A 23,958-nucleotide genomic window follows, 5' to 3' on the forward strand; every position below is an offset into this window, starting at 1 on the left:
GTAGTTCGATTGTCCGGACATACGCATTGACAGCGTGCCTGGTCGGCCCTCAGTTTGTTCCCATGCGCATCGGAGTCATCGGTACGGGCCGCATCGGGACCATCCATGCCAGGACCCTCAGCCGTCATCGTGAGGTCGGTTCGCTGATCCTCACGGATGTGGACCCGGCACGGGCCCAGGAGCTGGCCAACCGGCTGGGGGAAACGGCGGCACCGAGTACGGAGGAGATCTTCAAGTGGGGCGTGGACGCCGTGGTGATCACGACGGCGACATCGGCGCACGCGGAACTGATAGGCAGGGCGGCGCGCTCCGGGCTCCCGGTGTTCTGCGAGAAGCCCATCGCTCTCGACCTGCCCGGCTCGCTCCAGGCGATCGCCGAGGTCGAGACCGCCGGAACAGTTCTTCAGATGGGGTTCCAGCGCCGGTTCGACACGGGGTACACGGGCGCCCGGGAGGCGGTGCGCTCGGGGCGGCTGGGACGGCTGCACACCGTGCGGGCGACGACCTCCGACCAGACGCCTCCCCCGGCCGCCTATCTGCCGATCTCCGGCGGCCTGTACCGGGACGCCCTGATCCACGACTTCGACATGCTGCGCTGGGTGACCGGCCGCGAGGTCGTCGACGTGTACGCGGCCGGGTCGGACGCCGGGCCCGCGATGTTCCGCGAGGCCGGTGACATCGACACGGCCGCGGCGGTCCTCACCCTGGACGACGGCACGCTGGCCACGGCGACGGCCTCCCGGTTGAACGGGGCGGGCTACGACGTCCGTATGGAGCTGGCCGGGGAGCTGGACCAGGTCGTCGTCGGCCTGGACGACCGGACGCCGATCGCGTCCACCGAGCCGACCGGGCCCCCGGCCGCGACCAAGCCGTGGACCGGTTTCCTGGAGCGCTTCGGGCCCGCCTACGAGGCCGAGCTGATCGCCTTCGTCGAGCTCGTGGTAGGTCAGCGCACCAACCCGTGCGACGGGCGCGAGGCCTTGCAGGCGCTGCGGATCGCCGAGGCCTGCGAAGTGTCCAGACGCGAACGCAGACCGGTCCGGCTCGCGGAGATCGCGGGCGCGTACGCGCTGGGTTGATCGAGCAGGTGTATCGCCTTCAGTCGAGCAGCCGTATCGCCGGGGCGGCCACGTCCGTCGCGATCACGAACTCGCAGTGCGAGCACCGCAGTTCGTACGGCCGCACCAGGTTGGTCTGCACGCTGTCCTTGCCCGTCTCCTTCGCCTCGGGGCAGTAGGAGCCGAGGTGCAGCCGCACCCAGGGGTGGCTGGTCGGGGCCATGGCGGGCTTGTCGTCGCGGGCGTCCTTGAAGGGCGCCCACCAGAAGTCGACCAGGGCGCGCAGGGCCAGCCGGTCGGTGCCCGTGGTCGTGTCGTACGCGGTGATCCGGCCGGCCGTGTAGTGGCTCTGGAAGCCCCTGCTGCCGGAGCACAGGGCCCGCTCGGCACCGCGCTCGTACACCTGGGTGCGGCCGGTCCGTTCGCAGATGAAACAGTCGACGCTGAACTCCAGCCGTGAACTCCAGTGCAGATTGTGGAAGTTGTCCCCGGTGATCGCTCCGGTCAGCTCTGTGGTGATCTCCGCGGTGCGCAGCATCTACGGCTCCCCTCAGGACGTACGGATCAGGACGTACGGACCGGCAGCACCGTGCCCTGGGCGACCGCGCACAGGGCCTCCGTGCCGTCGTCGGCGACCGTGAGGACGTCGCAGCGGACCACGGCCTGGCGGCGGCCGGCCTGCACGACCTCGGCGCGGGCGAGCAGGGTGCGGCCGGTGGCCGGGCGGACGTACTGGATGGTGAGGCCGCCGGTGAGGACCGCCGGGCCGAGGACCGTGCCGGCGGCGAAGGTGAGCGCGTTGTCGGCGGCGTAGCAGAGGACCCCGCCGTGCACGAAGCCGTTCTGCTGGTGCAGGTCCTCCCTGATGTCGATCTCCAGCGTGGCGACACCGTCCCCGAAGGCGCTCAGGCGCGCGCCGAGCAGCCTGCTGAAGGGCTGACTCTCCAGCGCCTTCCGAGCCATGGTCAGGTCGAACTCGACGGCTGCGGTCACGAGAGCGTGCCTCCTAGGGCTTCCACTACGGCTGCTTTCAACACGGCTGCTTCCCACACCACTTCCACGGCTGCCGCGTGCTTCCACAGCCGCTACGGCCACTACTGCTGCTACGGCCGTCCGGTGCGGCCGTTCTACCAGCGCACCGGCAGGGCGCGCATCCCGCGCATCAGCATGCCCGGGAGCCAGTCGCCGGGCGGGCCGTCCAGGGCGAGGCCGGGGGCGCGCTCCAGCAGGGTGCGTATCGCCGTGCGTGCTTCGAGGCGGGCCAAGGGGGCGCCGAGGCAGTAGTGGATGCCGTGGCCGAAGGCGAGGTGGCCGCGGGCGTCGCGAAGGATGTCGAAGCGGTCCGGGGCGGGGAAGCGGTCCCCGTCGCGGTCGGCGGCGGTCAGGCCGACCATGACCGGATCGCCCTTCTCCACTGAGGTGCCCGCGATCTCCAGGGGCTCGGCGGCGAAGCGGAACGTGCCGTTCTCCACCGGGCCCTCGTAGCGCAGCATCTCCTCGATCGCGCCGTCGAGGAGGGTCATGTCGGCGCGCAGCGCGGCGAGTTGGTCCGGGTGGGTGAGCAGGGCGTGGATGCCGCTGGTGAGGAGGTTGACGGTGGTCTCGTGGCCGGCGATGAGCAGGATGAAGGCCATGCCCCGCAGTTCCTGCGGGGAGAGCCGGTCGCCGTCCTCGGCGGTGGTGCGGATCAGGTCGCTGAGCAGGTCGTCGCTCGGGCCGGCGCACCGCTTGTCCTCGATCAGGTCGGCGAGGTACTCGGCGAGCCGCACGAACGCGTCGTACTCGCTGCCCGAACTGGTGGGTGCGACCGCCTCCGTGGACAGCTTGCGGAACTCCGTGCGGTCCATCTCGGGCACGCCGAGGAGTTCGCAGATCACGGTGATCGGGAGCGGGTAGGAGAGCGCGTCGACGAGGTCTGCTCGGCCGGCGGGGAGCATCGCGTCGAGCAGGTCGTCGGTGATCTGCTGGACGCGCGGGCGCAGTTCCTCGACCCGGCGCATGGTGAACGAGCGGGTGATCAGTCCGCGCAGGCGGGTGTGCTGGGGTGGGTCGGCGGCCAGCAGGTACTTGCCGATCAGCTCCTCGTCGAGGAACGTCACCCCGATCTTGCCGCCGTCCTTGGCCAGTCGCGGGTCGGTCAGCGCCGAGCGAGCCTCCTCGTACCCCACGATCAGCCAGGTCACATAGTGCTCGTCCGGCACCGGCAGGCGCACGCGGTGCACTGGGCCCAGCTCGCGCAGCATGGCGTACACCGGATGCGGGTCCCGCCGGAACCCCTCGCCGAACTCCCCCAGGTCGATCACTTCGGTCATGCCTTCCCCCTCCAGGACGATCCCCCGAGATCTCCCAGTGCAGTGAGAACGCACGGCGGCAGCGGCTAGTGCCCGCTCTCCCCGTCCTCTTCGAGCAGGCCCGCGTCGTACGCCAACAGGGCGATCTGCACTCGGTTGTTGAGGTCGAGCTTGGCCAGGATGCGGGAGACGTGGGTCTTGACGGTGGCGACGCTCATGAAGAGGCCGGTGGCGATCTCGGCGTTGGCGAGGCCCTGTCCGACGGCGACGGCGACCTCGCGTTCGCGGTCTCCCAGGGCGGCGACGCGGGCACGCGCGCGTGCACGGCGGGTGTCGGTGGCGCTGCCCGCCGCGTGCTCCATCAACTGGCGGGTGACCGCGGGCGACAGCACGGGATCACCGGCCGCGACCCGGCGTACCGCGTCGAGGATCTCGGCGGGCGGGGTGTCCTTGAGGACGAATCCGGCGGCGCCCGCGCGGAGGGCCCGTAGTACCTGTTCGTCGGCGTGGAAGGTGGTGAGGACGATGATCTGCGGCGCGTCGCCGCGGGCGCGCAGCCGTTCCGTGGCGGTCAGTCCGTCCACCGACGGCATGCGGATGTCCATGAGGACGACGTCCGGGTGCACGCGGTCGACGAGCTCCTCGACCTCACTGCCGTCGGCTGCCTCGCCGACGATCTCGATGTCGGCGGCACCGCCCATCATGAAGGACAGCCCGGCCCGCACCAGCGGGTCGTCGTCGACGAGGAGCAGTCTGATCGCAGTCATGGGGCTACGTAACCACGGCTCCGCGGCGGGTGGTGGCAGCGCGGTCGGCGGTGCCGGGCGGGACGATCCTCGGGGAGCTTCTCCGGGGTGCGGGACGGCAGTGCGACCCGTGCTGCACGGTAGCGTCCCGGACACATCGGCCCGGCGGGTGTCCCGCGCCAACACGTCCTCGTAGCCGGCGAGTTGGCCAGAAGGTGCCGAGCGGACAGGGCTGTGCGGCGCGCTCCCCCCACTGCGCCCCCTCTGATCACGGGCAACCGGCGTGCGGACACGGGTGCGGTGACTTTCCAGGTGCGGCCTCCATCCCCCTTGCTCAGAACGGGAGTTACCCGCAGCGCCGGACGACACTCACCCCCACGGCAACCACGCCCGCACCCGGAACCCCCCGCCCTCCCCCGGCCCGTGCTCCAGCCGTCCCCCCGCCAGCGTCGCCCGCTCGGTCAGGCCGATCAACCCCTGGCCGGAGCCGGGGACATGGGGGACCTCTCCCTCCGGGGGCGGGTTGTGGACGGCAATCGTGAGGCCGTCGCCGGGGGTGCCGGTGACCGTCACCGTGACCTCCGTGCCGGGAGCGTGCTTGCGGGCGTTGGTGAGGGCCTCCTGGGCGATGCGGTAGGCGGTGCGGCCGACCGAGGCGGGGACCGCCGCGGGGTCCGTGACCCGGTTGTCGAGGGTGACCTTCATGCCGGCCTCGCGGGACTCGGCGACCAGCGCGTCCAGGGCGCCGAGGGTGGGCTGGGGGCGGCCCGTGTCGTCGGGTTCGCCCGCGCGCAGGACGCCGATGATCTCCCGCAGGTCCTGAAGCGCCTCGTGGGCGCTCTCCCGGATGACACCGGCCGCCCGCGCGACCTCCTCGCGGGGCGCGTCCGGCCGGAACTCCAGCGCGCCCGCGTGCACGCTCAGCAGGGTCAGCCGGTGCGCGAGCACGTCGTGCATCTCGCGGGCGATGGCCTCGCGGGCGAGCCGCTGGGCCTGCTCGGCCCGTAGGTCCGCCTCCCGCTCGGCGCGCCGGGCACGGTCGCGCAGGCTCAGCATGAGCTGTCGCTTGGACCGTACGAACATGCCCCAGCCGATGACGGTGAGGATGAGCAGTTCGGTGAACGCGACCGCGCCGGCGTACGGCAGGTCGGGGTCGGGGCGGAGCCAGTAGAAGAGCGGGGCCAGGACGAGTTGGATACCGCCGATCCAGGCGACGTAGCGGAAGGGGCGGTGCACGGCGAGGGTGAACACGGCGACCATGGCGGCGCCGCCCGCCGTGTTCGACACGAAGCCGATCGGGATCATCGCGATCGCGAGGCCGACCGGCCAGCGGCGGCGCAACCAGACCGCGCCACAGGCGAGGACCCCGAACAGCTGGTCCACGACGGCGAGGGGGTGCGGAGTCGCGGTGTCGTTGTTGAGGGTCTTCGCGGCGGCCAGGCCGATGATCACGGCCAGGAGGAAGCAGCAGACGTCGACGACCCAGTCGCGTGCGGTACGGCGGGGCCGCCCGCGCCGTACGACATCGGGGTCGAGTTCGTCGGCCACGGCGGACGGCAGCAGCCATCGGCGCCCCGCGAACGCCGGCGGTACCTGAGCGGTCCTGTCACCAGTCACGGTCGACAAATCTACGCAGCACCGGGCCCGGTCACCGCATCGCGACGGGGATCGGCGACCAAAGTCGCGCCGTCGCAGACTTTCGGCGGGCATGCCTCGCCCCGCGGCCCAAGATCGTGGGGGGAGCCGCGGGGCGAGGGGCGAGCAGTGGTGCAGCCGGTGGGGCGACTCAGCAGTCGAAGTCGATCAGGTCGAACGTGGCGTAGTGGTCAGCGGTGTAGTAGTCCTCTTCGGTCTGCTTGCCGGTGATGATGCGACGCGCTCCGCGCGTGGACGAACCGGGCGTCTTGACCGTGTACTCGTGGTAGTACCCGGACGCCTGGCTGGGGAGGATGCCTTCCTGGTTCCGGAAGACGGTGCCGTCCTGCGAGTAGGGGAAGGGGCCGTTCGACGCGATCAGGTCGAGCGTGTCGTACGCCTGCGAGGGCAGGTCGCTGTAGCAGATGCTGCCGACCGCCGCGGCCGCCGGGGTGGCGGTGGCGACGGTGCCGCCCACGAGAAGGGCGGACAGGAGAGCGGCTGCGGCTCCGATGCGTGTTGCACGTGGGGGGAATCTCATGACGACATGATGACGCGCGTAGACAGTGGCATGTCAATGACAACTCTGCAGATTTTCCCGTCAAGTCCGATGAGTTTTCCGGGAGTTAACGTGCGGCCCCACGCCCCCACGCGGTCCCCACAAGTACGAGTACGCCGCCTGCCAGCCCGAACGCGCCGAGCCGCTCCCCACCGAGCGCGATACCGGCCGCGGCGGCCCACAGGGGCTCGGTGCCGAGCAGCAGGCTGACGCGGGAGGGGGAGGTCCGGCGTACGGCCCACATCTGGACGAAGAAGGCGAACAGGGTGCAGAACACGGACAGGAACAGCAGTCCGGCCCACTCGCGTGCCCCGAAGTCCGCGGCCGTCGCCCACGGGGTGGTGTCGGCGCCGGTCGACAGGATCGCGAACACCGCGACGGCGGTGCCGAGTTGGACGGTGGTCAGGGGCAGCGCGTCGGCGCCCCGCACCGACTTGCTGCGGGACATGGCCAGGACGTGCAGGGTGCGGGCGAGGGCTGCGAGCAGCATGAGGAGGTCGCCGAGGGAGGGGCGGCTGAAACCGGCACCCTGCGTCAGCAGCAGCACGCCGAGCACGGAGACGGCCGCCGCCCCGAGGAAGGCGCGGGAGGGCCGGGTGCGGGTCACGGCGGCCTCGGCGAGCGGGGTGAAGATCATGGTGAGGCTGATGATGAGGCCCGCGTTGGTCGCCGAGGTGTGGACGACGCCGTAGGTCTCCAGCAGGAAGATCCCCGCGAGGATCAGCCCGAGCAGGGCCGCGCCGCGCCACTGGGCGGCCGTCAGGGCGCGCAGCGCGCGGTGGCCGACCACCGCCAGGACGGGCAGGACGAGGGCGAAGCGCAGGACCAGGACGGCGAGGACCGTGCGGGCGGTGGTGATGTCCTTGGCGGCGAGATAGCTGGCGCCCCAGACGACGGCGACCAGCAGGACGGGCAGGTCGGTCTGCCAGGTGCGGCGGGGCGCGACGGCGCGCGGTACGGCGATCGAGGACATGGGGGCGGCTCTCCCGGTCTCCAACGGCTGGGTGGAGACAGCGGCGGCTCCCACTCGGAGCGATCACCGTACAGGCGCGGCCTTTCGCTGACTAGGCGTTTTCCGCGTCATCGTCCGCGTACGAGCCGTACGTCGGGCGGCCCGCCAGGTCGTACGACTGGATGGAGACGCCGGTGCTGGTGATGCGTCCGCCCGTGCGCCGGAAGGCCCTGGGGGTGGTGCCCTCGGGGAACAGGCGCAGGCCGCTGCCGAGCACGACCGGGAAGGTCACCAGGTGGAGCGTGTCGAGGAGGTCGAGCTCGATGAGGGAACGGACGAGGGCGCCGCTGCCGTGCACCTGGATCTCGCCGTCGGTGCGCTCCTTGAGGTCGGTGACCTCCTTGGCGAGGTCGCCGCCGAGGACGGTCGTGCCGGCCCAGGAGGGGTCGGTGAGGGTCGACGAGGCGACGTACTTCGGCAGGGCGTTCAGCTTCGACGCGATCGGGTCGGCGGGGTCGGTCTTGAGCGGCCAGTACGAGGCGAAGATGTCGTACGTACGGCGGCCCAGCAGATACGCGCCGGAGCGGTCGAAGACCTCGACCACGAACCGCCCGAAGTCGTCGTCGCCGTAGACGAAGCTCCAGCCGCCGTGCACGAAGCCGCCGCGGGTGTCCTCTTCGGGGCCGCCGGGTGCTTGGTAGACGCCGTCGAGGGTGACGAAGAGGGTGGAGACGAGCTTTCCCATGTCGGGTGCCTGCTTCCTGGTGCGAGGGCCGATGGTGTCATCAGCTCAGACCCCGTCGGGCCCCGCAACTCATCGGTCTTCTCATCGGTCTTCGCTACGGCGTCTAGGTCTTCGCTACGGCGTCTCATCCGGCGTGCGTCGAGAACATGCCGCCGGTCGGGCCCTGCTTGTCGCCGCCCTGGGCCTTCTTCAGGGCGTTGGCGAGGCTTTCGATGGTGAGGGACTGGAGGATGACGCGGCCGTTGCCCTCCAAGGTGGCCAGGGACAGGCCCTCGCCGCCGAACACGGCGTTCATCAGGCCCTGGCGGTTGAGGCCGCCGATGCGCTGGACGCCGTACTGGACGCCCTCCTCGAAGGCGACGAGGCAGCCTGTGTCGACCTCGATGCGACCGCCGAAGTCGGCCGGGTTCAGGTCGATGAAGTTGCCGGCGCCGGCGATGATCACGGTGCCTTGCCCGGTGAACTTCTCGAGGACGAAGCCCTCGCCGCCGCTCATGCCGCTGCGGCCGCCCTGGAAGGCGATGCCGAACTGGACCGTGGACTCGGCGGCCACGAAGGCGTCCTTCTCCGCGAACCACGCGCGCGTGCCGTTCAGCTCCAGGGCGCGCATCTCACCGGGGAGCACGCCCGCGAAGCCGACGGTGCCCTCGCCGCCCTGGGAGGTGAAGTACTGGAACGCCAGCGACTCGCCCGCGAGTGCGCGCTGGCCGACCTGCATGGCGGTACCCATGGCTTGGCGCAGCATGCCACCCATGCCGCTGCCGCCCGAGCCGCCGCCCTGCTGCTGTCCGCCGCCGGGCGGACCGCTCAGGCGGGTCTCCATGGTCACGTTCGTCGTCTTGAAGAGGAACTTCCCGGCCTCGCAGTACACGGTCTGGCCGGGGTTCAGGTTGACGACCGCCATCTGCATGGCGTTGCCGACGATTTCTTGCTGAAGGGTCACGAGGGGAGAACGTAGCGGGTGGCCGTCTCGGTTCCGGGTGCGGGTGGGTTGTGGCTGGTGTCCTTCTGGGGGCTCCGCCCCCAGACCCCCGTTCGGCCCCGAAAGGGCCTCGTCCTCAAACGCCGGACGGGCTGAGAATGCCGGTCCGGCGTTTGAGAAGCGAACGCCCCGCCGGTCGGAAGATCCGTCTCAGCCGCCCAGCTCCTGGTACCGAACCGCCAGGCTCGTCGCCCCCGACTCCGTCAGCGTCCCGAACAGCCGCAGCCGCGAGATCCCGCCGTCGGGATAGATGTCCACGCGTGCGTGCGTCGCGATCGCCGGAGCGGGGAGCACGAAGCGGTGGTTCGTGTCGGGCTGGAGGCGGGTGCGCGGGAGGATCTCGTGCCAGGCGCCGGACTCGCCGTCCCGTACCGACACCGACGCCCAGCCCGCGCTGTTGCCCTTCAGGTACGCCGTGTCGATCTCGATGGCGCGGATCTGGGACTGGGCGGCCAGGCGGTAGCGGATCCAGTCGTTGCCCTGGTCGCGGCGGCGGCGGGTCTCCCAGCCGTCGTCCATCTTGCGGGAGCGGCCGGGCTGGATGGTGTTGGTGGCGGGTGAGTAGAAGAGGTTGGAGGCGTCCTCGGCCCGGCCGCCGTTCTCCAGGGCGACCACGTCGAAAGTGCCCAGCGCGGCCAGCCAGTTGGGGTCGGGGACGACCTCGCCGTAGACACGGAGGCGGGCGATGCCGCCGTCGGGGTGCTGGTTGACGCGGAGGTGGGTGAAGCGTTCTTCGGTCGAGATGGAGAAACCGTTCGCCGCGTGGCCGCCGACCGGTGTGCGCGGGACCAAGGGTGTCCACTTCACGTCGTCGGAGAGCAGGTCCTCGGGGGACGGCGAGCCCGGCACCGAGATGGCTTCCACAGACACCGACTGGGGGTAGTTGCCGCGGAAGTGGGCCGTGTCGACCACGATGCCCCGGATGACGCCGGGCGCACCGAGGCGGACCAGTGCCCAGTCGTGGTCCTCGGCCGTCGGCCAGGGATGGTCCGCCGAGGCGCCACGGCGGCGGCGGGTCTCCCAGCCGTCCATGATCTTGCCCTTGTGGCCGAAGTGCTCGGGGTCGAACTCGGCGGGCCCGGGCACGAGGAGGTTCTCGCGCTGGGCGAAGAACTCGTCGTTGGCGGCGATGACACCGGCACCGAGCTGTCGGTCGGCGAGGTTGGCGTACTGGGTGAAGGGGAAGTCGGCCGTGCGGTAGTCCGCGTACGGGTCACCGCCTCCGTAGGGGTTCGCGTCACCGGTGAAACTCGGAATCGCCGTCACTGCTGTGTCTGCCTTTCGGGAGTCGGCCGCTGCGGGTGCGGGGGTGGTCGGATCAGGGGGTACGGGTCAGGAGTTGGCCCTTCGGGTCGGTGAACTCGCCGTCCAGCACGATGCGTTCGCCGCGCAGCCAGGTCGACTTCACGACGCCGCTGAGGGTCTTTCCGGCGTACGCCGTGACGCGGTTGCGGTGTTGGAGGGCCGCCGGGTCCACGGTGAACGTCTCGTCGGGGGCGAGGACCGCGAAGTCGGCGTCGCGGCCCGCCTCGATGGCGCCCTTCTGGTCAAGTCCCGCAAGCCCGGCGGTCCTTGACGACATCCAGCGGACCACGTCCTCCAAGCCGTAGCCCCGCTTGCGCGCCTCCGTCCACACCGCCGCGAGGCTCAACTGAAGGCCGGAGATGCCGCCCCACGCGGTGGCGAAGTCGGCGGTCTTGAGGTCGGCCGTGGAGGGCGAGTGGTCGGTGACCACGCAGTCGATCGTGCCGTCGGCCAGCGCCTGCCACAGCAGGTCCTGGTTGGCGGACTCGCGGATGGGCGGGCAGCACTTGAACTCGCTTGCGCCGTCCGGGACTTCCTCGGCCGTGAGGGTGAGGTAGTGGGGGCATGTCTCGACGGTGATGCGGACGCCCTCTGCCTTGGCGGCGGCGATCAGCGGGAGCGCGTCGGACGAGGACAGGTGCAGGACGTGCACGCGTGCGTCGAGGCGCCTGGCGGCAGCGATCAGGCCCGCGATGGCCGTGTCCTCGGCGTCGCGCGGGCGGCTGGCGAGGAAGTCGGCGTACTTGGGGCCGCCCTGCTGCGGGGCCGTCTCGAGGTGGTGCGGGTCCTCGGCGTGCACGATGAGAAGGCCGCCGAAACCGGCGATCTCGGCCAGGGACAGGGCGAGTTGGTCCTGGTCCAGGTGCGGGAACTCGTCCACGCCGGACGGGGACAGGAACGCCTTGAAGCCGAAGACGCCGGCGTCGTGCAGCGGGCGCAGGTCCTTGACGTTGTCGGGCAGGGCGCCGCCCCAGAAGCCGACGTCGATGTGGGCCTTCTCGGCCGCGACCTCCTGCTTCGTACGGAGGTTGTCGACCGTCGTCGTCGGCGGGAGGGAGTTGAGCGGCATGTCGATCAGGGTGGTGATGCCGCCGGCCGCCGCCGCGCGCGTGGCGGTCCAGAAGCCCTCCCAGTGGGTGCGGCCGGGGTCGTTCACATGGACATGGGTGTCGACCAGGCCGGGCAGCAGGACGTCGTCTCCGAAGTCCTCGAACCGTGCCCCGGACGGGACTTGGGCGTCGTACGGGAGGACAGCCGTGATCTTTCCCCCGGCGACCGCGACCGCCGCGGCGCGTGTCCCCTCGGGAGTGATGACACGTGTGGAGCGCACCACCAGTTCAGCGTCGGACACCCGGACCCCTCTCTGCCACCGTTGCCGCTTCCGTCACTCCCGTTACTTCCGGGAAACGGGATTTACGTCCACGTAACGGAATTCAACGTTCTGTTGAAGGAGTCTTCACTCCCGCTCCCGTACCGTCAAGGGCACACTTCTCCACGATGCGCCTCCCGCGCACACTCTGGACGTTTCCACAAAGCGGAATTAGACTTCCGGCAAGCAGAACGTAGCTACGCACAGGCGGGCAGTCAACCGACCCCCGGGTAGGCTTCAGCCCTTCCCGCCCGTGCCGAAAGGAACGCGCCGTGCCGCCGTCCAGCGCCAGCACCACCGATTCCACCAAGTCCGCCACCGGTGGTGTCCAGTCCCTCGAGCGCGCCTTCGACCTGCTGGAGCGGATGGCCGACGCGGGCGGCGAGGTCGGCCTGAGCGAGCTCTCCGCGAGCAGCGGCCTGCCACTCCCCACCATCCACCGGCTGATGCGCACGCTCGTGGTCTGCGGTTACGTCCGCCAGCAGGCCAACCGCCGGTACGCCCTCGGCCCGCGCCTGATCCGGCTCGGCGAGTCCGCGTCCCGGCTGCTCGGCACCTGGGCCCGCCCCTATCTGGCCCGACTGGTCGAGGAGACCGGCGAGACGGCGAACATGGCACTGCTCGACGGCGACGAGATCGTGTACGTGGCGCAGGTGCCGTCCAAGCACTCGATGCGCATGTTCACCGAGGTCGGCCGGCGCGTCCTGCCGCACTCCACGGGCGTCGGCAAGGCACTGCTCGCCAACACGCCGGACAACGAGGTGCGCGCGCTGCTCGCCCGCACCGGCATGCCCGCCGCGACCGACAAGACGATCACCACGCCCGAGGGTTTCCTCGCGGCGCTGGAGGACGTGCGCCGCCTCGGCTACGCGATCGACGACAACGAGCAGGAGATCGGGGTGCGCTGCCTCGCCGTCTCCGTGCCCAACTCCCCCACCGCCGCCGCGATTTCGATCTCGGGTCCGGCGGGCCGGGTCACCGAGTCGGCGACCGACAAGATCGTGCCGGTGCTCCAGCAGGTGGCCGGCGAACTGTCGGAGGCACTGGCCAGCCAGAACCCGGCGTGAGCGCTGTGCAGCGCTGGCCGGGGCGGTACACCGACCGGCACGGCGGCGAGGATGTCGTCTTCGAGTCGGACGGCCGGGAGCTGATCCGTACGACGATCCGGGGTGTCCGCTTCGAGGGCAACAGCATGGACGACCTCGGCGCGCTCGGCGGGGACCCTCCGGATGCCTCGTTCACCTTCTTCGGCGGGGCGTTGTGCTCCTGCCTCCTGGAGTGGGAGGTGCCGTTGTCCGTCGCGGTCGAGGGGCAGGGTGTACGTACGGCGGTGCTGGACTGCGCGTTGCGGCTCGGGGCGCCGGGCGGACCGGGCAGGGGCCTGGACGCGGAGACGCTGGCCACCGTCCTGCGTCTCGACGGGCACGAGTACCGGAACGGGGACGGACACGGGGACTTCGAGTCGGCACTGGAAGACGTCCAGCGCCGGCTTCCGGCGGGAGTCCGGCTCCGGGCCTGTATCGCGTGCGCCTGGTCCGACTACAGCCCGCTCGGCAACGGGCTGATGGCGGGGCTGGCCTGCTTCCGTGACGTCAAGGACCGCTACCGACAGGTGGACGGCAAGTTCGGCCCGGCGGGCATCTTCACCCTCTGGGACGAGCACACCGAGTTCGTCCAGGAGACATGGCTGTGCGGGGAGTTCGAGCACCGCGCCGGGAACGCGGGCTACCGAGGAGCCTTCCCGGCGCCGAACTAGCCCTGCCCGCCCCGGGGTTGACCGAACAGGTCCACGGCGTTGCGTACGTCCGTCAGACCCCTCGCGAGCGCGCTCACCGAGCCGATCGCGCCGGCGATCAGGAGCAACGAGCGGCGCAGGCGCGGGATTTCGGGGACGCCGTCGATGGTCATCGCCGCCAGCGCCGCGAGTTCGTCCTCGGCGATGACACGGTCGGGGAACTCGGCCGGATGCGCGGCCAGTTCGCGGCGTAACCGGGACACCGCGGTCCGCAGTTCCGCCACCCTCGGATCCTCGTCGCTGCCGGTCACTGACCTCTGTCCCAAGCTCCGCAACACAGCTCTCCCCCCTCGCACGTCGTCGTGCGCAAGAACTTTGCGATCCCGCCGCGCACCCCGCGACACTGGTCGGGCACCGAGGGACGCGGGCCAGTAAACGCCACCCGGTACGCGGTGCGCCACTCCACGGACCGAAATTAAGTCGGAGGATTCCGTGCGGTCGCCGCCCGGTCAGGTATGCAGGACGTATGACGCGAAACGAAGACCAGGTCGCCGGGCTGCTGCTCGCCGCAGGGGGCGGCCGACGGCTCGGCGGGCGGCCCAAAGCGCTGCTCGAACACCGAGGCCGTCCCCTTGTGGAGCACGCGGTCGGAGTGCTCCGCGCGGCCGGCCTGACCCGCGTCCATGTGGTCCTGGGGGCTCGCGCCGACGCCGTACGGGAGCGGGCGGAGCTGACCGGTTGCGTGATCGTGGAGAACCCGGAGTGGGAGGAGGGGATGGGGTCCTCGCTGCGGGCCGGGCTCGACTCGCTCGCCGGTACGGACGCGCGCGCGGCGCTCGTGTCGCTCGTCGACCAGCCCGGGATCGGTGCGGAGGCGGTGGCGCGGGTGCTGGCGGGGTTCACGGACCCGGACTCGCTCGTCTCGGCCGCCTACGACGGGGTACGCGGGCATCCGGTGCTGTTCGGGGCCGCGCACTGGGCCGGGATCGCCGAGAGCGCGACCGGGGACCGGGGCGCGCGGGCCTACCTCAAAGCGCACGCGGACGCGGTCGCGCTCGTCGAGTGCGGGGATGCGGCGGAGCCGTACGACATCGACACTGAGGCGGATCTCGTCCACCTTGAACAAGGCCGTCCACTTTGAGTGAGCGGAGTGGCACTGAGCGCCACTTTGGCTCGATCCGGAGAATCTCGACGTCAACAAACCATTGAACTTCCACGATGAGGAAACTAGTATCCACTGTTCAGAAGCGCCCGACGGCTCCTCGGGTGCTCCCAGCCCTACCCGGGTCACCTGGCACCCGGTGCCTCGCTCGCTGAAGGAAGTGACAGTTCATGTCCGCACCAGCGCCGTCCTCGCCGGTCGTCGTCGACGCCGAACCCCTGCCCCGGCAGGAGGAGGTCCTCACCGACGAGGCCCTCGCCTTCGTGGCCGAGCTGCACCGCCGGTTCACGCCCCGCCGGGCCGGACTCCTCGCCCGCCGGGCCGAGCGCCGTGCGGAGATCGCCCGCACCTCCACCCTCGACTTCCTCCCGGAGACCGCCGCGATCCGCGCCGACGACTCCTGGAAGGTGGCCCCCTCCCCCGCCGCGCTGAACGACCGGCGGGTCGAGATCACCGGCCCCACCGACCGCAAGATGACGATCAACGCCCTCAACTCGGGCGCCAAGATCTGGCTCGCGGACTTCGAGGACGCCTCCGCGCCGACCTGGGAGAACGTCGTCACGGGTCAGCTCAACCTGATCGACGCCTACACCCGGGCCATCGACTTCACGGACCCCAACTCCGGTAAGTCGTACGCCCTGAAGGCCGAGGACGAGCTGGCGACCGTCGTGATGCGGCCGCGCGGCTGGCATCTGAATGAGCGTCACCTCTTGGTCGACGGCGAGCAGGTCCCGGGCGCCTTCGTGGACTTCGGGCTGTACTTCTTCCACAACGCGCAGCGGCTGCTGGACCTCGGCAAGGGCCCGTACTTCTACCTCCCGAAGACCGAGTCGCACCTCGAAGCCCGCCTGTGGAACGACGTGTTCGTCTTCGCGCAGGACTACGTCGGCATCCCGCAGGGCACCGTCCGCGCGACCGTGCTGATCGAGACGATCACCGCCGCGTACGAGATGGAGGAGATCCTCTACGAACTCCGCGACCACGCCTCGGGGTTGAACGCGGGCCGCTGGGACTACCTGTTCTCCATCGTGAAGAACTTCCGTGACGGCGGGCCCAGGTTCGTCCTTCCGGACCGCAACGCCGTGACGATGACGGCCCCGTTCATGCGGGCGTACACCGAACTCCTCGTCCGCACCTGCCACAAGCGCGGCGCACACGCCATCGGCGGCATGGCGGCGTTCATCCCGTCCCGCCGTGACGAGGCGGTCAACAAGGTCGCGTTCGAGAAGGTCAAGGCGGACAAGGACCGTGAGGCCGGGGACGGTTTCGACGGGTCCTGGGTGGCCCACCCGGACCTGGTGCCGATCGCCATGGCGTCCTTCGACGCGGTGCTCGGCGACCGGCCGAACCAGAAGGACCGGCTGCGCGAGGACGTCGACGTCAAGGCCGCCGACCTGATCGCCGTGGACTCGCTGCACGCCAAGCCGACGTACCCGGGGCTCGTCAACGCCGTTCAGGTGGGCATCCGTTACATCGAGGCGTGGCTGCGCGGGCTCGGTGCCGTCGCCATCTTCAACCTGATGGAGGACGCGGCCACCGCGGAGATCTCGCGCTCGCAGATCTGGCAGTGGATCAACGCGGACGTCGAGTTCGAGAACGGCGAGCGGGCGACTCCCGAGCTGGCGCGCAAGATCGCCGCCGAGGAGCTGGAGAACATCCGCGCCGAGATCGGCGCGGACGCGTTCGCCGCGGGCCACTGGCAGCAGGCCCACGACCTGCTTCTGGAGGTCGCGCTCGACGCCGACTACGCGGACTTTCTGACGCTGCCGGCGTACGAGCAGCTCAAGGGCTGATCCTCAGCCGAAGAGCTGACCAATCAACTGCCGCGAGGCGAGGCTCACTTGTCCGAGTGGCCCAGGGACTTTCCCGGGGCCACTCGGTCGCGTACGAGCTTCTTCACGGCCGTGGGCTCCGGGAAGCCCTGTTCGCGGCGGTCCCACACCACCTCGTCGTCGACGCGGACGACGAAGACGCCACCGGTGCCGGGTTTCAGGGAGAGTTCCGTCAACTCGGTCTCGAAGGTGGTGAGGAGTTCCTGCGCGAGCCAGGCCGCGCGGGGCAGCCAGCGGCACTGGGTGCAGTACTCGATCTGTACGCGGTGCTCCTGCTGTACGCGGTTCTCCGCGAGGGCGTCCGTCATCCGAGGTGTACCGACCAATCCTGTTCCGCCGCCGGTCTGCCGTGCAGGTCGGGGACCCGCTTGAGCCAACTCGGGCGGCCCTGCTGTGTCTTCGCCGCGCGCCGGGCCTCCTCGGCGGCGAGTTCCTCCCGGCTGGGGAAGTCGGTGGGCAGCCAGGCCGCGGAGGCCCGCACGCGCGCGTGGAGGTAGGCGACGTACGCCTCGCGGACGGCGTCGGGGGTCGCGAAGCCCGGTTCGTCGGCCAGCCAGGCGTCCGGCACCTCCGCCGCGATGCCGCGCAGCAGTTCCTCGGTCACCCGGGGGGCGAGTTCGGTGTCGGCGGCCCGGGTGTCGGGGGTGTAGCGGCCGAGGGCGTGGTGGCGGAAGTCGTAGGCCTTCGTGGGGTCGGCGCCGTCCCAGCGGTGGTGGAAGACGAGGGCGGCGCCGTGGTCGATGAGCCACAGTCGCGGGGGTGCGATGCCGAGCGTCGGCCAGATCATCAGGTTGGAGCTGTGGACCGTACGGTCGACATTGACGGTCAACGCGTCGAGCCAGACGACCTTCCCGGCCTCCAGCGGGTCGACCGTGCACCGGGCCGCGATCTCCGGGGTGAAGTCCTGCGCACCCGGCAGATAGTCCATGCCGAGATTCAGACCGACACTCGCGCTGTGCAGGTCCCGTACCTCCTGGTGGGGCTCCTCGTCGGCGATCGCCGGGTCGAAGTGCACGAGCACCAGTTCCGGGAAACGGAGTCCGAGGGCGCGGGCCAGTTCCCCGACGATCACTTCGGCGACCAGTGCCTTGCGGCCCTGCGCGGAGCCGGTGAACTTCACGACGTAGGTGCCGAGGTCGTCGGCCTCGACGACGCCGGGGACGGAACCGCCCGACCTCAGGGGCGCGACGTAGCGGGTTGCCGTGACCTCTCTCAGCATTCCTCAGGCCTCCCGCCCTCTTCGATCTTGCGTGAAGTGATCAGAGTAACCGAGGGTGATCGCCGGAGGAGTGCCCGCGTCACGGCTCGCTCTGCAGCCGGTTCTGCCGGTACGGGGCCCCGGTCACCGGTACAGCTTCTACCACCGCTATATCTGAACCGGCGGTTTACCCAAGGGTGCCCCCCACGACCACTTCGGTCGCCGGGACCCCCCCGCTGCGACATGAACGGACACGGAGACACGCATGGCCATCCCCCCGGACTCGATTCGTGGGCTCATTCTCTTCGCACGCCCCACCAACCCTTGGGCACTGCTCTCCGCACGACTCACCGTCTGGACCGCTCTGTCGCTGCTGTCGGCCCTGACCCCGGTCTACAACGCGGACGCCCTGCTGTGGATCTGGCCCTTCGCTCTGATCGCATGTCTCCTGATGGCCGGTCAGGCGATCGGCGCGATGAGAGGCAAGAGCCAGGCCGGAACCGGGTGAAACAGCCGGGTCGGCGCGGTTCAGCGCCAGGAGGGGTGGCCCTCCGGGGTGGTGCCGGTGGTGAGCCTGCGGATGCCTGTGCCGTCCGCGCGGACGGCCCAGATCGCCGGTTGGTCGAAGGGGCCGCGGACGAACGCCACCCACTTGCCGTCCGGGGACCAGACCGGGTCCATCTCCTGGGCGGCCGTCTGCACCAGCGTTCTGTCGTCCGTGCCGTCCGTCCTGACGACGTGGATGTCTCCGCCGGTGCTCACACCGGGTGCTCCGGCGGTGTAGGCGAAGTACTTGCCGTCCGGGGACCAGACGGGGTCGAGCGCCCGCCGGGCCTGGTGGGTCACCTGCACGGGTTCGCCCCCCGGCCGCGAGGGATCGACGACGTGGATCTGCCAGCCCGAGGTCTTCTGCAGGCAGACGGCGATGTGCTTGCCGTCGGGGGACCACGCCGGGTCCTCCACCTTCGCGGTGCCGGTGGTCAGTTGCTGCGCCGAGCCGTCCGCGACGGTCACGACGAACAGCTGCTGCACGCCGTCCGCCCGGCGCAGTACGGCCAGCCGCTTGCCGTCCGGGGACCAGGAGACCCGGCCGCCCGCGATGGCGGCGATCCGGCGCACGCCGGTACCGTCCGCGTTCGCCGTCCAGACCGCCGATTCCTGCGCCGTCTTCCGCGTGAACGCGAACGACTTGCGGTCGGGGGCCCACTGCGGAAGAGCGTCACACGTCCCGTCGATCAGCTGCTTCGGGTCGTCCGTGGTGGAGTCGCGACGCCCGATCACGCTGTGGCATGTCGACGACCCCGGGTCCGTGTCCATGCGCACCAGCAGCGGGGCGTCAGGAAACGCGGCGGGCGTCGACAGCCGGGGCGAGGAGGAGACCCCAGCACCGGCACCGGCGTCGTCCTGACCGGAACCGGCCCAGGGATGCCACACCAGCAGACCCGCGGTGGCCGCCACGACCAGCAGCGCCGCTACGGCGACGGTCCTGCCGCGACCCCGCCGCTTGCCGGCACCGCCAACTGGTCCAGCGCCGCCCACGGGCACGGAGCCGCCGGGCGGCTGCAGCGGGGCGGACGCGAAGTCCGGCGCCGGCCCGAACTCCGGCGCGGGCCCGAAACCAGGCCTGGGGCCGGGCGACGACCGGACGGTCAGTGGATGGGAGGCCCCGGCCCACCCATCGGCAGGCGCCTGCGGAACGGCCCCGGCCAGCGGCCGTGCGCCATCCGTAGGCTCGCCGGGCGCCATGGGCCACGGATCGGCAGCGGCGACCGGCCGCTCACCAAACACCGGCTCAGTAGGTACCACCGACCCCGCCTCGGCAGCCCCGACCGGCCACCCCCCGAACCCCGGCTCAGCAGCCGCTCCCGACCGCTCACCGATCACCGGCTCGGCAGCCCCGACCGGGCGCTCCCCGAACACCGGCGCACCAGACACCACCGACCCCGGATCACCCACACCCGACCGCTCCTCAAACGCCGGCGCGCCAGACATTCCCGGCTCCGGATCACCACCCGCTACTGGCCGCCCACCAAACACCGGCGCACCAGACACCTCCGACCCCGCGTCGCCACCCCCAACCCACCGATCCCCGAACACCGGCGGCGGCCCGGAGAGCGCCGTACGCGGATCAGCGGGCGAGGCCGCCAACCCATCCGCCGGACCGCCCACCGCCAACCCATCGGCAGCCGGACCACCCGCCAGAAAACTGCCCCCCGCCGGACCACCCGCCCCCAAACCGTCCGCCCCCGCCGCGAAGTACGCCGCCGGGTCCTGACTCCTCCGTACGAGCGCCGTCGCCTCGGCCGGTAGCCACACGTCCGACGGATGCTGGACGACGAGTTGGTCGAGGAACTCCAACGGACCGGGGCGGTCCCGCGGGTCCTTGGCCAGGCAGGCCGCGACCAGTTCGCGCAACCGGCCGGGAACGTCCGTGAGGTCCGGCTGTTCGTGGACGACGCGGTAGGGCCAGGCGGCCGACGCCCCGTCGCCGAAGGGAGCGTGGCCCGCCGCCTGGCCGAGGACGACACCCAGGGCGAACATGTCCACGGCGGGAGTGAGCGTGCCCCCGGTGAGCTGTTCCGGCGCGAGGAAGCCGAGGGTGCCGATCTGGAAGCCGGTCTGGGTGAGGGCCGTACCGTCGAGGGCCCGTGCGATGCCGAAGTCGATGACCCGGGGGCCGTCCTCCGCGACGATGATGTTGGCGGGCTTCAGGTCGCGGTGGATGACCCCGGCCTGGTGGATGGCGGCCAGTGCCTCGGCGAGGCCGGCGGCCAGCACGGTGAGGGTGTCCGCGGGAAGGCGGCCCACCTGGTCGAGAACGGCCTGGAGCGTGGGTCCGGGTACGTAGGCGGTCACCAGCCAGGCCGGTTCGCCCTCCGGGTCGGCGTCGACGACCGGCGCGGTGTGGAAGCCGCCGACGCGGCGGGCCGCGGCCACCTCGGCGGCGAATCTGCGCCGGAAACCCGGTTCCGTGCTCAGTTCGGGCCGTACGACCTTGACGGCCACCGCCCGGCCCGACCGCGACCGGCCGAAGTAGACGACGCCCATTCCGCCCTGGCCGAGCCGTCCGACCAGCCGGTATCTGCCCTCCCCGACAGAGGCGGGATCACCTGCTTGGAGCGGCTTCATGACTCCCCCATCTCGCCCCGTCGTCTCGCCCTGTTCGCACCCCGTCGAGCGACTGGAATCAGCCGCGAGGCTCCCCAATCCCAGCCATCAGTCTAGGTGTTCCGCTCATGACGTCACCGGGTTCGGAACGGTTCCCCTCACGCCCCCCACGTCACCCCGCCAACGGGTTCGGCAACGGCAGATAGCGGGCGTCGGCGCCGTCCGCCCCGGTCCAGCGCAGCAGCAGGTTGGTCTTGCCGGGCAGGGTGGGCGAGGCGAGGAGTGCGGCGGCCTCGGGGAGGTCGTGGCGGGCGAGTTCGGCGCGGACGGCGGGCCAGGGGTCGAGGGTCGGGTGGCGCTCGGCGAGGACTCCGGCGATCTCGACGAGATGGTTGACGACCAGGCAGTACACCAACCGCTCCCACCCGGCGGCCCGGTCCACGTCCGTCAACAGCTTCACGCCCTCCGCGTCCCGGTACAGCGCCTGCGCGGGCATGCCGTCCGCGTCGACGGCGACCAGCGTGTTCTGCAGATGTGCTTCGAGTACGACGCCGTGGTCGGCGAAGGCGGTCAGCGCGGGCGGTACGACCTGGCGCAGATACGCCTCCCACCAGGCCCCCGGGTCGGCCGCGACGGAGAGCGGGTCGCCGGCGAAGCCCTCCACCAACCCCGCGGCGAGCAGCGGGGTCGTGCCGGGCAAGAGGTGGTCGCGCAGGCCGTCGCGGACCAGGACGGCGAGTTCCTCGAAGGCGAAGTCGGCGGTGCGATAGCCGCGGTCGCTCAGCCAGGCCGCCGGACCGCTCATCGCGGCGAAGGCATCCCGGACGGCCGTGTCGGTGCGCTTGAGTTTCAGCAGGTCGTGGCGCCAGAGTCGGCGCACGTCGTTGGTGATGCGCACGTCGAGGCTGAACTTGAGAAACAGGTCCTCGGCAGGGCTGTACACCGTCCGGATCGCCGCCGTCGGCCAGACCGGGGTCGCGGTCGTGCCGAGGCGGATCAGTCGGCCGTCCGCGAAGGCCTCCGCGAGGCCGCCGCCGACGAGGTCGAGCTGCCAGGGGTGCGCGGGCAGCAGCCGGTAGCCGGGCGGGGCCTCGCCGAGGGCGTCCAGGGCCGAGACGTCCCCCTCCTCCACGACCGCGTCCTCGCGCAGCCCCAGCAGCACCAGCGGGAAGCGTGCGTACGCCTCCGGGGCGTAGGGCAGCCAGCCCGCGACGGGGCCGCCGCCGCGTGCCTTGGGCGCGGGATGGTAGGGATGGCCGGTGATCAAGGACTGTTCGGAGCGGAGATACGGGTCGTCGGGCGCCGTCGCGCTCTCGCACGCGGTGAGCAGCGCGGCGACCGCGTCACGGCTGTCGGTCATCTCGGCGGGCAGTTCGTGGTTGGACACCCCGGTGTGCCGGGTCAGTTCCTCTGCTACGAGTTTCACGAGTTCGGGGTGGTCTACGGGCTGCCAGTCGCCGTCGGCGTACACCTCGGGCTCGGCCGGCCGCCGCTCGCCCCGCACCCGCAGCAGTCGACCGCTGCCCGGCAGCCGGTACACCCGTCGCTCCCCCGCGTCCGGCAGCGGCCGGGCCACCTCCCGCAGCAGACAGTTGAGCAGCGGCGCGGCCGCGTACGCGTCGGCGCGCTCCGCCACGTCGTCGCCCGGGGGTGTGAAGTCGACGCGATCCATTCGTTCCCCAAGTCCGTGTCCTGCGATCGCGATCAGTATGTCTCTCGTCGTCACCGACCAAGACGCCCCGTCCGCACCCGAGGAGTCGACCGTGGACCGTCCCCCGCTTCCCGAGGCCGAGGTCGCCGAGGAACTCGCCGCCGTACGGCCCGACCTCCTGCAACGGTACGCGGCCGAACTGCCCGGCGCCCGCGCGGCGGTCCTCACCCGGCTGTGGCGGGCGCTCGCCCATGAGCCGCTGCCGTGGATCACCGGCCGGGCCCCGGGCCTGTTCCTACGGCTCTCCGGCGGCCGGACGCTGCACGGCCCGCCCGCCGACCCCTACGCGACCGACGCGTACGTCACCGTCGTCCACCTCGACGGCGTGACCTACGACGATCCGGCGCGGCTGATGACCGACCTCGCCGTGCCGCACGGGACCGCCTTCGCGGTCGAACTCGGGCACAGCGTCGCCTCGTTGGCGCTGTCGCGGGCCAACCAGCCCGCCCCCTCGGAGGAGTGGCCGGCGCACGACTGGGAGTGGGAACAGCGGATCGTCGACGGGCATCCCTTCCACCCCAACTGCCGTTCCCGGCCCGGGTTCTCGGTGGCCGAGCAGCTCGCCTACGGCCCCGAGCACCGGCCTGTCGTGGAGCTCGGGTCGGTGCCGGTGCGGGCGGACGAGTGTCTGCTGACCGGGGTGTGGCCGGACGAACTGCGGGACGCGGGACGGCTGTTGATCCCGGTGCACCCGTGGCAGGCGGTACACGTGTTGAAGCGGGCGGGGGACGAACCGGTGGACGCGCATCCGCTGATGTCCCTGCGCACCCTGGCCCTGGCCGACGGTCCGCACGTCAAGACCGCGTTGAGCGCCCGGCTGACGTCCTCGGTGCGGGACATCTCCGTCTACTCGATCGGTCTTTCGGCGGCCCTGTCGGCGTTCGGGGAGACCCTGGCGGCGCGCTCCGACGGCCTGTTGCACGTCACCCGCACCCTGGGCGCGGCCACCGCCAACTCCCCGGATCTCGCCGCCGTGTTGCGGGAGTCACCACAGACGTACGCGGCCACGGAAGCGGGCGAGCGGGTTCTGCCGGTGGCCGCTCTCGCGACCACCGACCTGCCCCGATCGCCCGTCTGGCTGGCCGAGTTCACACGCCTCGCCCTCGTCGTCTGTCTGCGGCTCCTGGAGTCCGGTGTGGCCCTTGAGGCGCACGGTCAGAACCTGCTGGTGGTGCTGTCCCGTTCGGGTGCCCCGGTACGCCTGGTCTACCGCGATCTCGCCGACATCCGGGTCAGCCCGAAGCGCCTTGCCCGGCACGGGATTCCGGTCCCGGAGCTGAGCGGACGGATCGTCACGGACGACGAAACGACGCTGCGGCGCAAGCTGTTCGGCTCGCTGGTGGCGGGCGCGCTCGCGGGTACGGCGGGTTCCGGTACGGCGCTCAGGGCGGCGCTGGCGGCGGTCGTACCGGATCTTCCGCGGACGCCCGACCTGCTCGCGCTGCTCGAACAGCCGCTGCCGGCGAAGGCGTTGACGCTGATGCGGCTGTCGCCGGAGCTGCCCGGGGACCAGTGGACCGGGCTGCCGAACCCGCTCGTTTTGGAGCCCGGTCCATCTGATCAATAGGAT

23 protein-coding genes are annotated in these 23,958 nt (G+C 71.1%); 7 read left to right on the forward strand and 16 right to left on the reverse strand.

The features are described from left to right. Positions 1-62: 62 nt before the first annotated feature. Entirely contained in the window at positions 63-1,079 is a 1,017-nt protein-coding gene (locus OO70_RS31965) for a Gfo/Idh/MocA family protein (protein WP_043678765.1), read from the forward strand. Positions 1,080-1,098: 19 nt separating this feature from the next. Here the strand turns inward: OO70_RS31965 and OO70_RS31970 are convergent, their stop codons facing one another. The 11 genes from OO70_RS31970 to allB all read right to left on the reverse strand — a co-directional run bounded on the left by OO70_RS31970 (position 1,099) and on the right by allB (position 11,624). Then, positions 1,099-1,596, reverse strand: coding sequence for a hypothetical protein (locus OO70_RS31970; protein WP_043678767.1), 498 nt, complete (start codon positions 1,594-1,596; stop codon positions 1,099-1,101). A gap of 26 nt (positions 1,597-1,622) precedes the next feature. Continuing rightward, positions 1,623-2,021 carry a PaaI family thioesterase gene (locus tag OO70_RS31975; protein WP_043679124.1) on the reverse strand — a complete coding sequence of 133 codons (399 nt, stop codon included), beginning with the start codon at positions 2,019-2,021 and terminating at the stop codon, positions 1,623-1,625. Between the two features lie 164 nt (positions 2,022-2,185). Next, entirely contained in the window at positions 2,186-3,370 is a 1,185-nt protein-coding gene (locus OO70_RS31980) for a cytochrome P450 family protein (protein WP_043678773.1), read from the reverse strand. Between the two features lie 65 nt (positions 3,371-3,435). Continuing rightward, positions 3,436-4,116, reverse strand: coding sequence for a response regulator transcription factor (locus OO70_RS31985; protein ID WP_043678774.1), 681 nt, complete (start codon positions 4,114-4,116; stop codon positions 3,436-3,438). Positions 4,117-4,464: 348 nt separating this feature from the next. Next, a complete protein-coding gene (locus OO70_RS31990) occupies positions 4,465-5,721 on the reverse strand; it encodes a sensor histidine kinase (protein ID WP_043678777.1) in 1,257 nt (418 codons plus the stop codon). Positions 5,722-5,881: 160 nt separating this feature from the next. After that, positions 5,882-6,271 (reverse strand): ribonuclease domain-containing protein, encoded by a 390-nt coding sequence (locus OO70_RS31995; protein ID WP_043678784.1) that lies wholly within the window; start codon positions 6,269-6,271, stop codon positions 5,882-5,884. A gap of 85 nt (positions 6,272-6,356) precedes the next feature. Then, positions 6,357-7,262, reverse strand: coding sequence for a DMT family transporter (locus OO70_RS32000; RefSeq protein ID WP_043678787.1), 906 nt, complete (start codon positions 7,260-7,262; stop codon positions 6,357-6,359). 91 nt (positions 7,263-7,353) lie between these two features. After that, the gene (locus tag OO70_RS32005; RefSeq protein ID WP_043678791.1) at positions 7,354-7,986 is read right to left on the reverse strand and encodes a dihydrofolate reductase family protein; all 633 of its coding nucleotides are present in this window, start codon (positions 7,984-7,986) and stop codon (positions 7,354-7,356) included. Between the two features lie 124 nt (positions 7,987-8,110). After that, the gene (locus OO70_RS32010; protein WP_078651642.1) at positions 8,111-8,929 is read right to left on the reverse strand and encodes an AIM24 family protein; all 819 of its coding nucleotides are present in this window, start codon (positions 8,927-8,929) and stop codon (positions 8,111-8,113) included. 189 nt (positions 8,930-9,118) lie between these two features. Next, positions 9,119-10,234, reverse strand: a complete 1,116-nt coding sequence (alc, locus tag OO70_RS32015; RefSeq protein ID WP_043678794.1) for an allantoicase — start codon at positions 10,232-10,234, stop codon at positions 9,119-9,121. A gap of 52 nt (positions 10,235-10,286) precedes the next feature. Beyond that, complete coding sequence (gene allB / locus OO70_RS32020; protein ID WP_043678796.1) at positions 10,287-11,624, reverse strand: allantoinase AllB; 1,338 nt, start codon at positions 11,622-11,624, stop codon at positions 10,287-10,289. Between the two features lie 290 nt (positions 11,625-11,914). On the opposite strand from allB, the gene OO70_RS32025 reads away from it, so the two are divergent. Together OO70_RS32025 and OO70_RS32030 are read left to right on the forward strand one after the other, a co-directional pair. Continuing rightward, entirely contained in the window at positions 11,915-12,709 is a 795-nt protein-coding gene (locus OO70_RS32025; protein WP_043678799.1) for an IclR family transcriptional regulator, read from the forward strand. Next, positions 12,706-13,398, forward strand: a complete 693-nt coding sequence (locus OO70_RS32030; protein ID WP_043678802.1) for a DUF6304 family protein — start codon at positions 12,706-12,708, stop codon at positions 13,396-13,398. The genes OO70_RS32025 and OO70_RS32030 overlap by 4 nt, the downstream gene beginning before the upstream one ends. Here the strand turns inward: OO70_RS32030 and OO70_RS32035 are convergent. Beyond that, positions 13,395-13,715 (reverse strand): DUF5955 family protein, encoded by a 321-nt coding sequence (locus tag OO70_RS32035; RefSeq protein WP_033279463.1) that lies wholly within the window; start codon positions 13,713-13,715, stop codon positions 13,395-13,397. The two genes, OO70_RS32030 and OO70_RS32035, sit on opposite strands and share 4 nt — an antisense overlap. 188 nt (positions 13,716-13,903) lie before the next feature. Here OO70_RS32035 and OO70_RS32040 point away from each other — a divergent pair, with 188 nt between their 5' ends. Together OO70_RS32040 and aceB are read left to right on the forward strand one after the other, a co-directional pair. Continuing rightward, the gene (locus tag OO70_RS32040) at positions 13,904-14,518 is read left to right on the forward strand and encodes a nucleotidyltransferase family protein (RefSeq protein WP_043678806.1); all 615 of its coding nucleotides are present in this window, start codon (positions 13,904-13,906) and stop codon (positions 14,516-14,518) included. A 191-nt stretch (positions 14,519-14,709) separates the two neighbouring features. Beyond that, complete coding sequence (gene aceB / locus OO70_RS32045) at positions 14,710-16,332, forward strand: malate synthase A (protein ID WP_043678809.1); 1,623 nt, start codon at positions 14,710-14,712, stop codon at positions 16,330-16,332. A 44-nt stretch (positions 16,333-16,376) separates the two neighbouring features. On the opposite strand, the gene OO70_RS32050 is transcribed toward aceB, so the two are convergent. Both OO70_RS32050 and OO70_RS32055 read right to left on the reverse strand, forming a co-directional pair. After that, the gene (locus tag OO70_RS32050; RefSeq protein WP_043678811.1) at positions 16,377-16,679 is read right to left on the reverse strand and encodes a SelT/SelW/SelH family protein; all 303 of its coding nucleotides are present in this window, start codon (positions 16,677-16,679) and stop codon (positions 16,377-16,379) included. Continuing rightward, complete coding sequence (locus tag OO70_RS32055; protein WP_043678815.1) at positions 16,676-17,590, reverse strand: HipA family kinase; 915 nt, start codon at positions 17,588-17,590, stop codon at positions 16,676-16,678. Before OO70_RS32055 ends, OO70_RS32050 begins: the two co-directional genes overlap by 4 nt. Positions 17,591-17,834: 244 nt before the next feature. Between OO70_RS32055 and OO70_RS32060 the strand changes: the two genes are divergently transcribed. Beyond that, positions 17,835-18,077: a hypothetical protein gene (locus tag OO70_RS32060; RefSeq protein WP_043678817.1), complete on the forward strand. Its 243-nt coding sequence runs from the start codon at positions 17,835-17,837 to the stop codon at positions 18,075-18,077. A gap of 20 nt (positions 18,078-18,097) precedes the next feature. Here OO70_RS32060 and OO70_RS51395 read toward each other — a convergent pair whose 3' ends face one another. Together OO70_RS51395 and OO70_RS32070 are read right to left on the reverse strand one after the other, a co-directional pair. Next, on the reverse strand, positions 18,098-20,698 hold the full coding sequence (locus OO70_RS51395; RefSeq protein WP_078651643.1) for a protein kinase domain-containing protein: 2,601 nt from the start codon (positions 20,696-20,698) through the stop codon (positions 18,098-18,100). Between the two features lie 151 nt (positions 20,699-20,849). After that, the gene (locus OO70_RS32070) at positions 20,850-22,349 is read right to left on the reverse strand and encodes an IucA/IucC family protein (RefSeq protein ID WP_043678819.1); all 1,500 of its coding nucleotides are present in this window, start codon (positions 22,347-22,349) and stop codon (positions 20,850-20,852) included. A gap of 37 nt (positions 22,350-22,386) precedes the next feature. Here OO70_RS32070 and OO70_RS32075 point away from each other — a divergent pair, with 37 nt between their 5' ends. Continuing rightward, a complete protein-coding gene (locus tag OO70_RS32075; RefSeq protein ID WP_234336996.1) occupies positions 22,387-23,955 on the forward strand; it encodes an IucA/IucC family protein in 1,569 nt (522 codons plus the stop codon). Positions 23,956-23,958 lie beyond the last annotated feature (3 nt).

It is taken from the genome of Streptomyces xylophagus (assembly GCF_000716435.1).
Lineage (GTDB): Bacteria > Actinomycetota > Actinomycetes > Streptomycetales > Streptomycetaceae > Streptomyces > Streptomyces xylophagus.

Bases quoted from the DNA above. Each gene is read 5' to 3' on its own strand.
- OO70_RS32050 (WP_043678811.1), bottom strand. From the start codon at position 16,679: ATGACGGACGCCCTCGCGGAGAACCGCGTACAGCAGGAGCACCGCGTA.
- OO70_RS31970 (WP_043678767.1), bottom strand. From the start codon at position 1,596: ATGCTGCGCACCGCGGAGATCACCACAGAGCTGACCGGAGCGATCACC.
- OO70_RS32060 (WP_043678817.1), top strand. From the start codon at position 17,835: ATGGCCATCCCCCCGGACTCGATTCGTGGGCTCATTCTCTTCGCACGC.
- OO70_RS32075 (WP_234336996.1), top strand. From the start codon at position 22,387: ATGTCTCTCGTCGTCACCGACCAAGACGCCCCGTCCGCACCCGAGGAG.
- OO70_RS32005 (WP_043678791.1), bottom strand. From the start codon at position 7,986: ATGGGAAAGCTCGTCTCCACCCTCTTCGTCACCCTCGACGGCGTCTAC.
- OO70_RS31975 (WP_043679124.1), bottom strand. From the start codon at position 2,021: ATGGCTCGGAAGGCGCTGGAGAGTCAGCCCTTCAGCAGGCTGCTCGGC.
- OO70_RS31980 (WP_043678773.1), bottom strand. From the start codon at position 3,370: ATGACCGAAGTGATCGACCTGGGGGAGTTCGGCGAGGGGTTCCGGCGG.
- OO70_RS31985 (WP_043678774.1), bottom strand. From the start codon at position 4,116: ATGACTGCGATCAGACTGCTCCTCGTCGACGACGACCCGCTGGTGCGG.
- OO70_RS32070 (WP_043678819.1), bottom strand. From the start codon at position 22,349: ATGGATCGCGTCGACTTCACACCCCCGGGCGACGACGTGGCGGAGCGC.
- aceB (WP_043678809.1), top strand. From the start codon at position 14,710: ATGTCCGCACCAGCGCCGTCCTCGCCGGTCGTCGTCGACGCCGAACCC.
- OO70_RS31965 (WP_043678765.1), top strand. From the start codon at position 63: ATGCGCATCGGAGTCATCGGTACGGGCCGCATCGGGACCATCCATGCC.
- OO70_RS32040 (WP_043678806.1), top strand. From the start codon at position 13,904: ATGACGCGAAACGAAGACCAGGTCGCCGGGCTGCTGCTCGCCGCAGGG.
- OO70_RS31995 (WP_043678784.1), bottom strand. From the start codon at position 6,271: ATGAGATTCCCCCCACGTGCAACACGCATCGGAGCCGCAGCCGCTCTC.
- OO70_RS32055 (WP_043678815.1), bottom strand. From the start codon at position 17,590: ATGCTGAGAGAGGTCACGGCAACCCGCTACGTCGCGCCCCTGAGGTCG.
- OO70_RS32000 (WP_043678787.1), bottom strand. From the start codon at position 7,262: ATGTCCTCGATCGCCGTACCGCGCGCCGTCGCGCCCCGCCGCACCTGG.
- OO70_RS51395 (WP_078651643.1), bottom strand. From the start codon at position 20,698: ATGAAGCCGCTCCAAGCAGGTGATCCCGCCTCTGTCGGGGAGGGCAGA.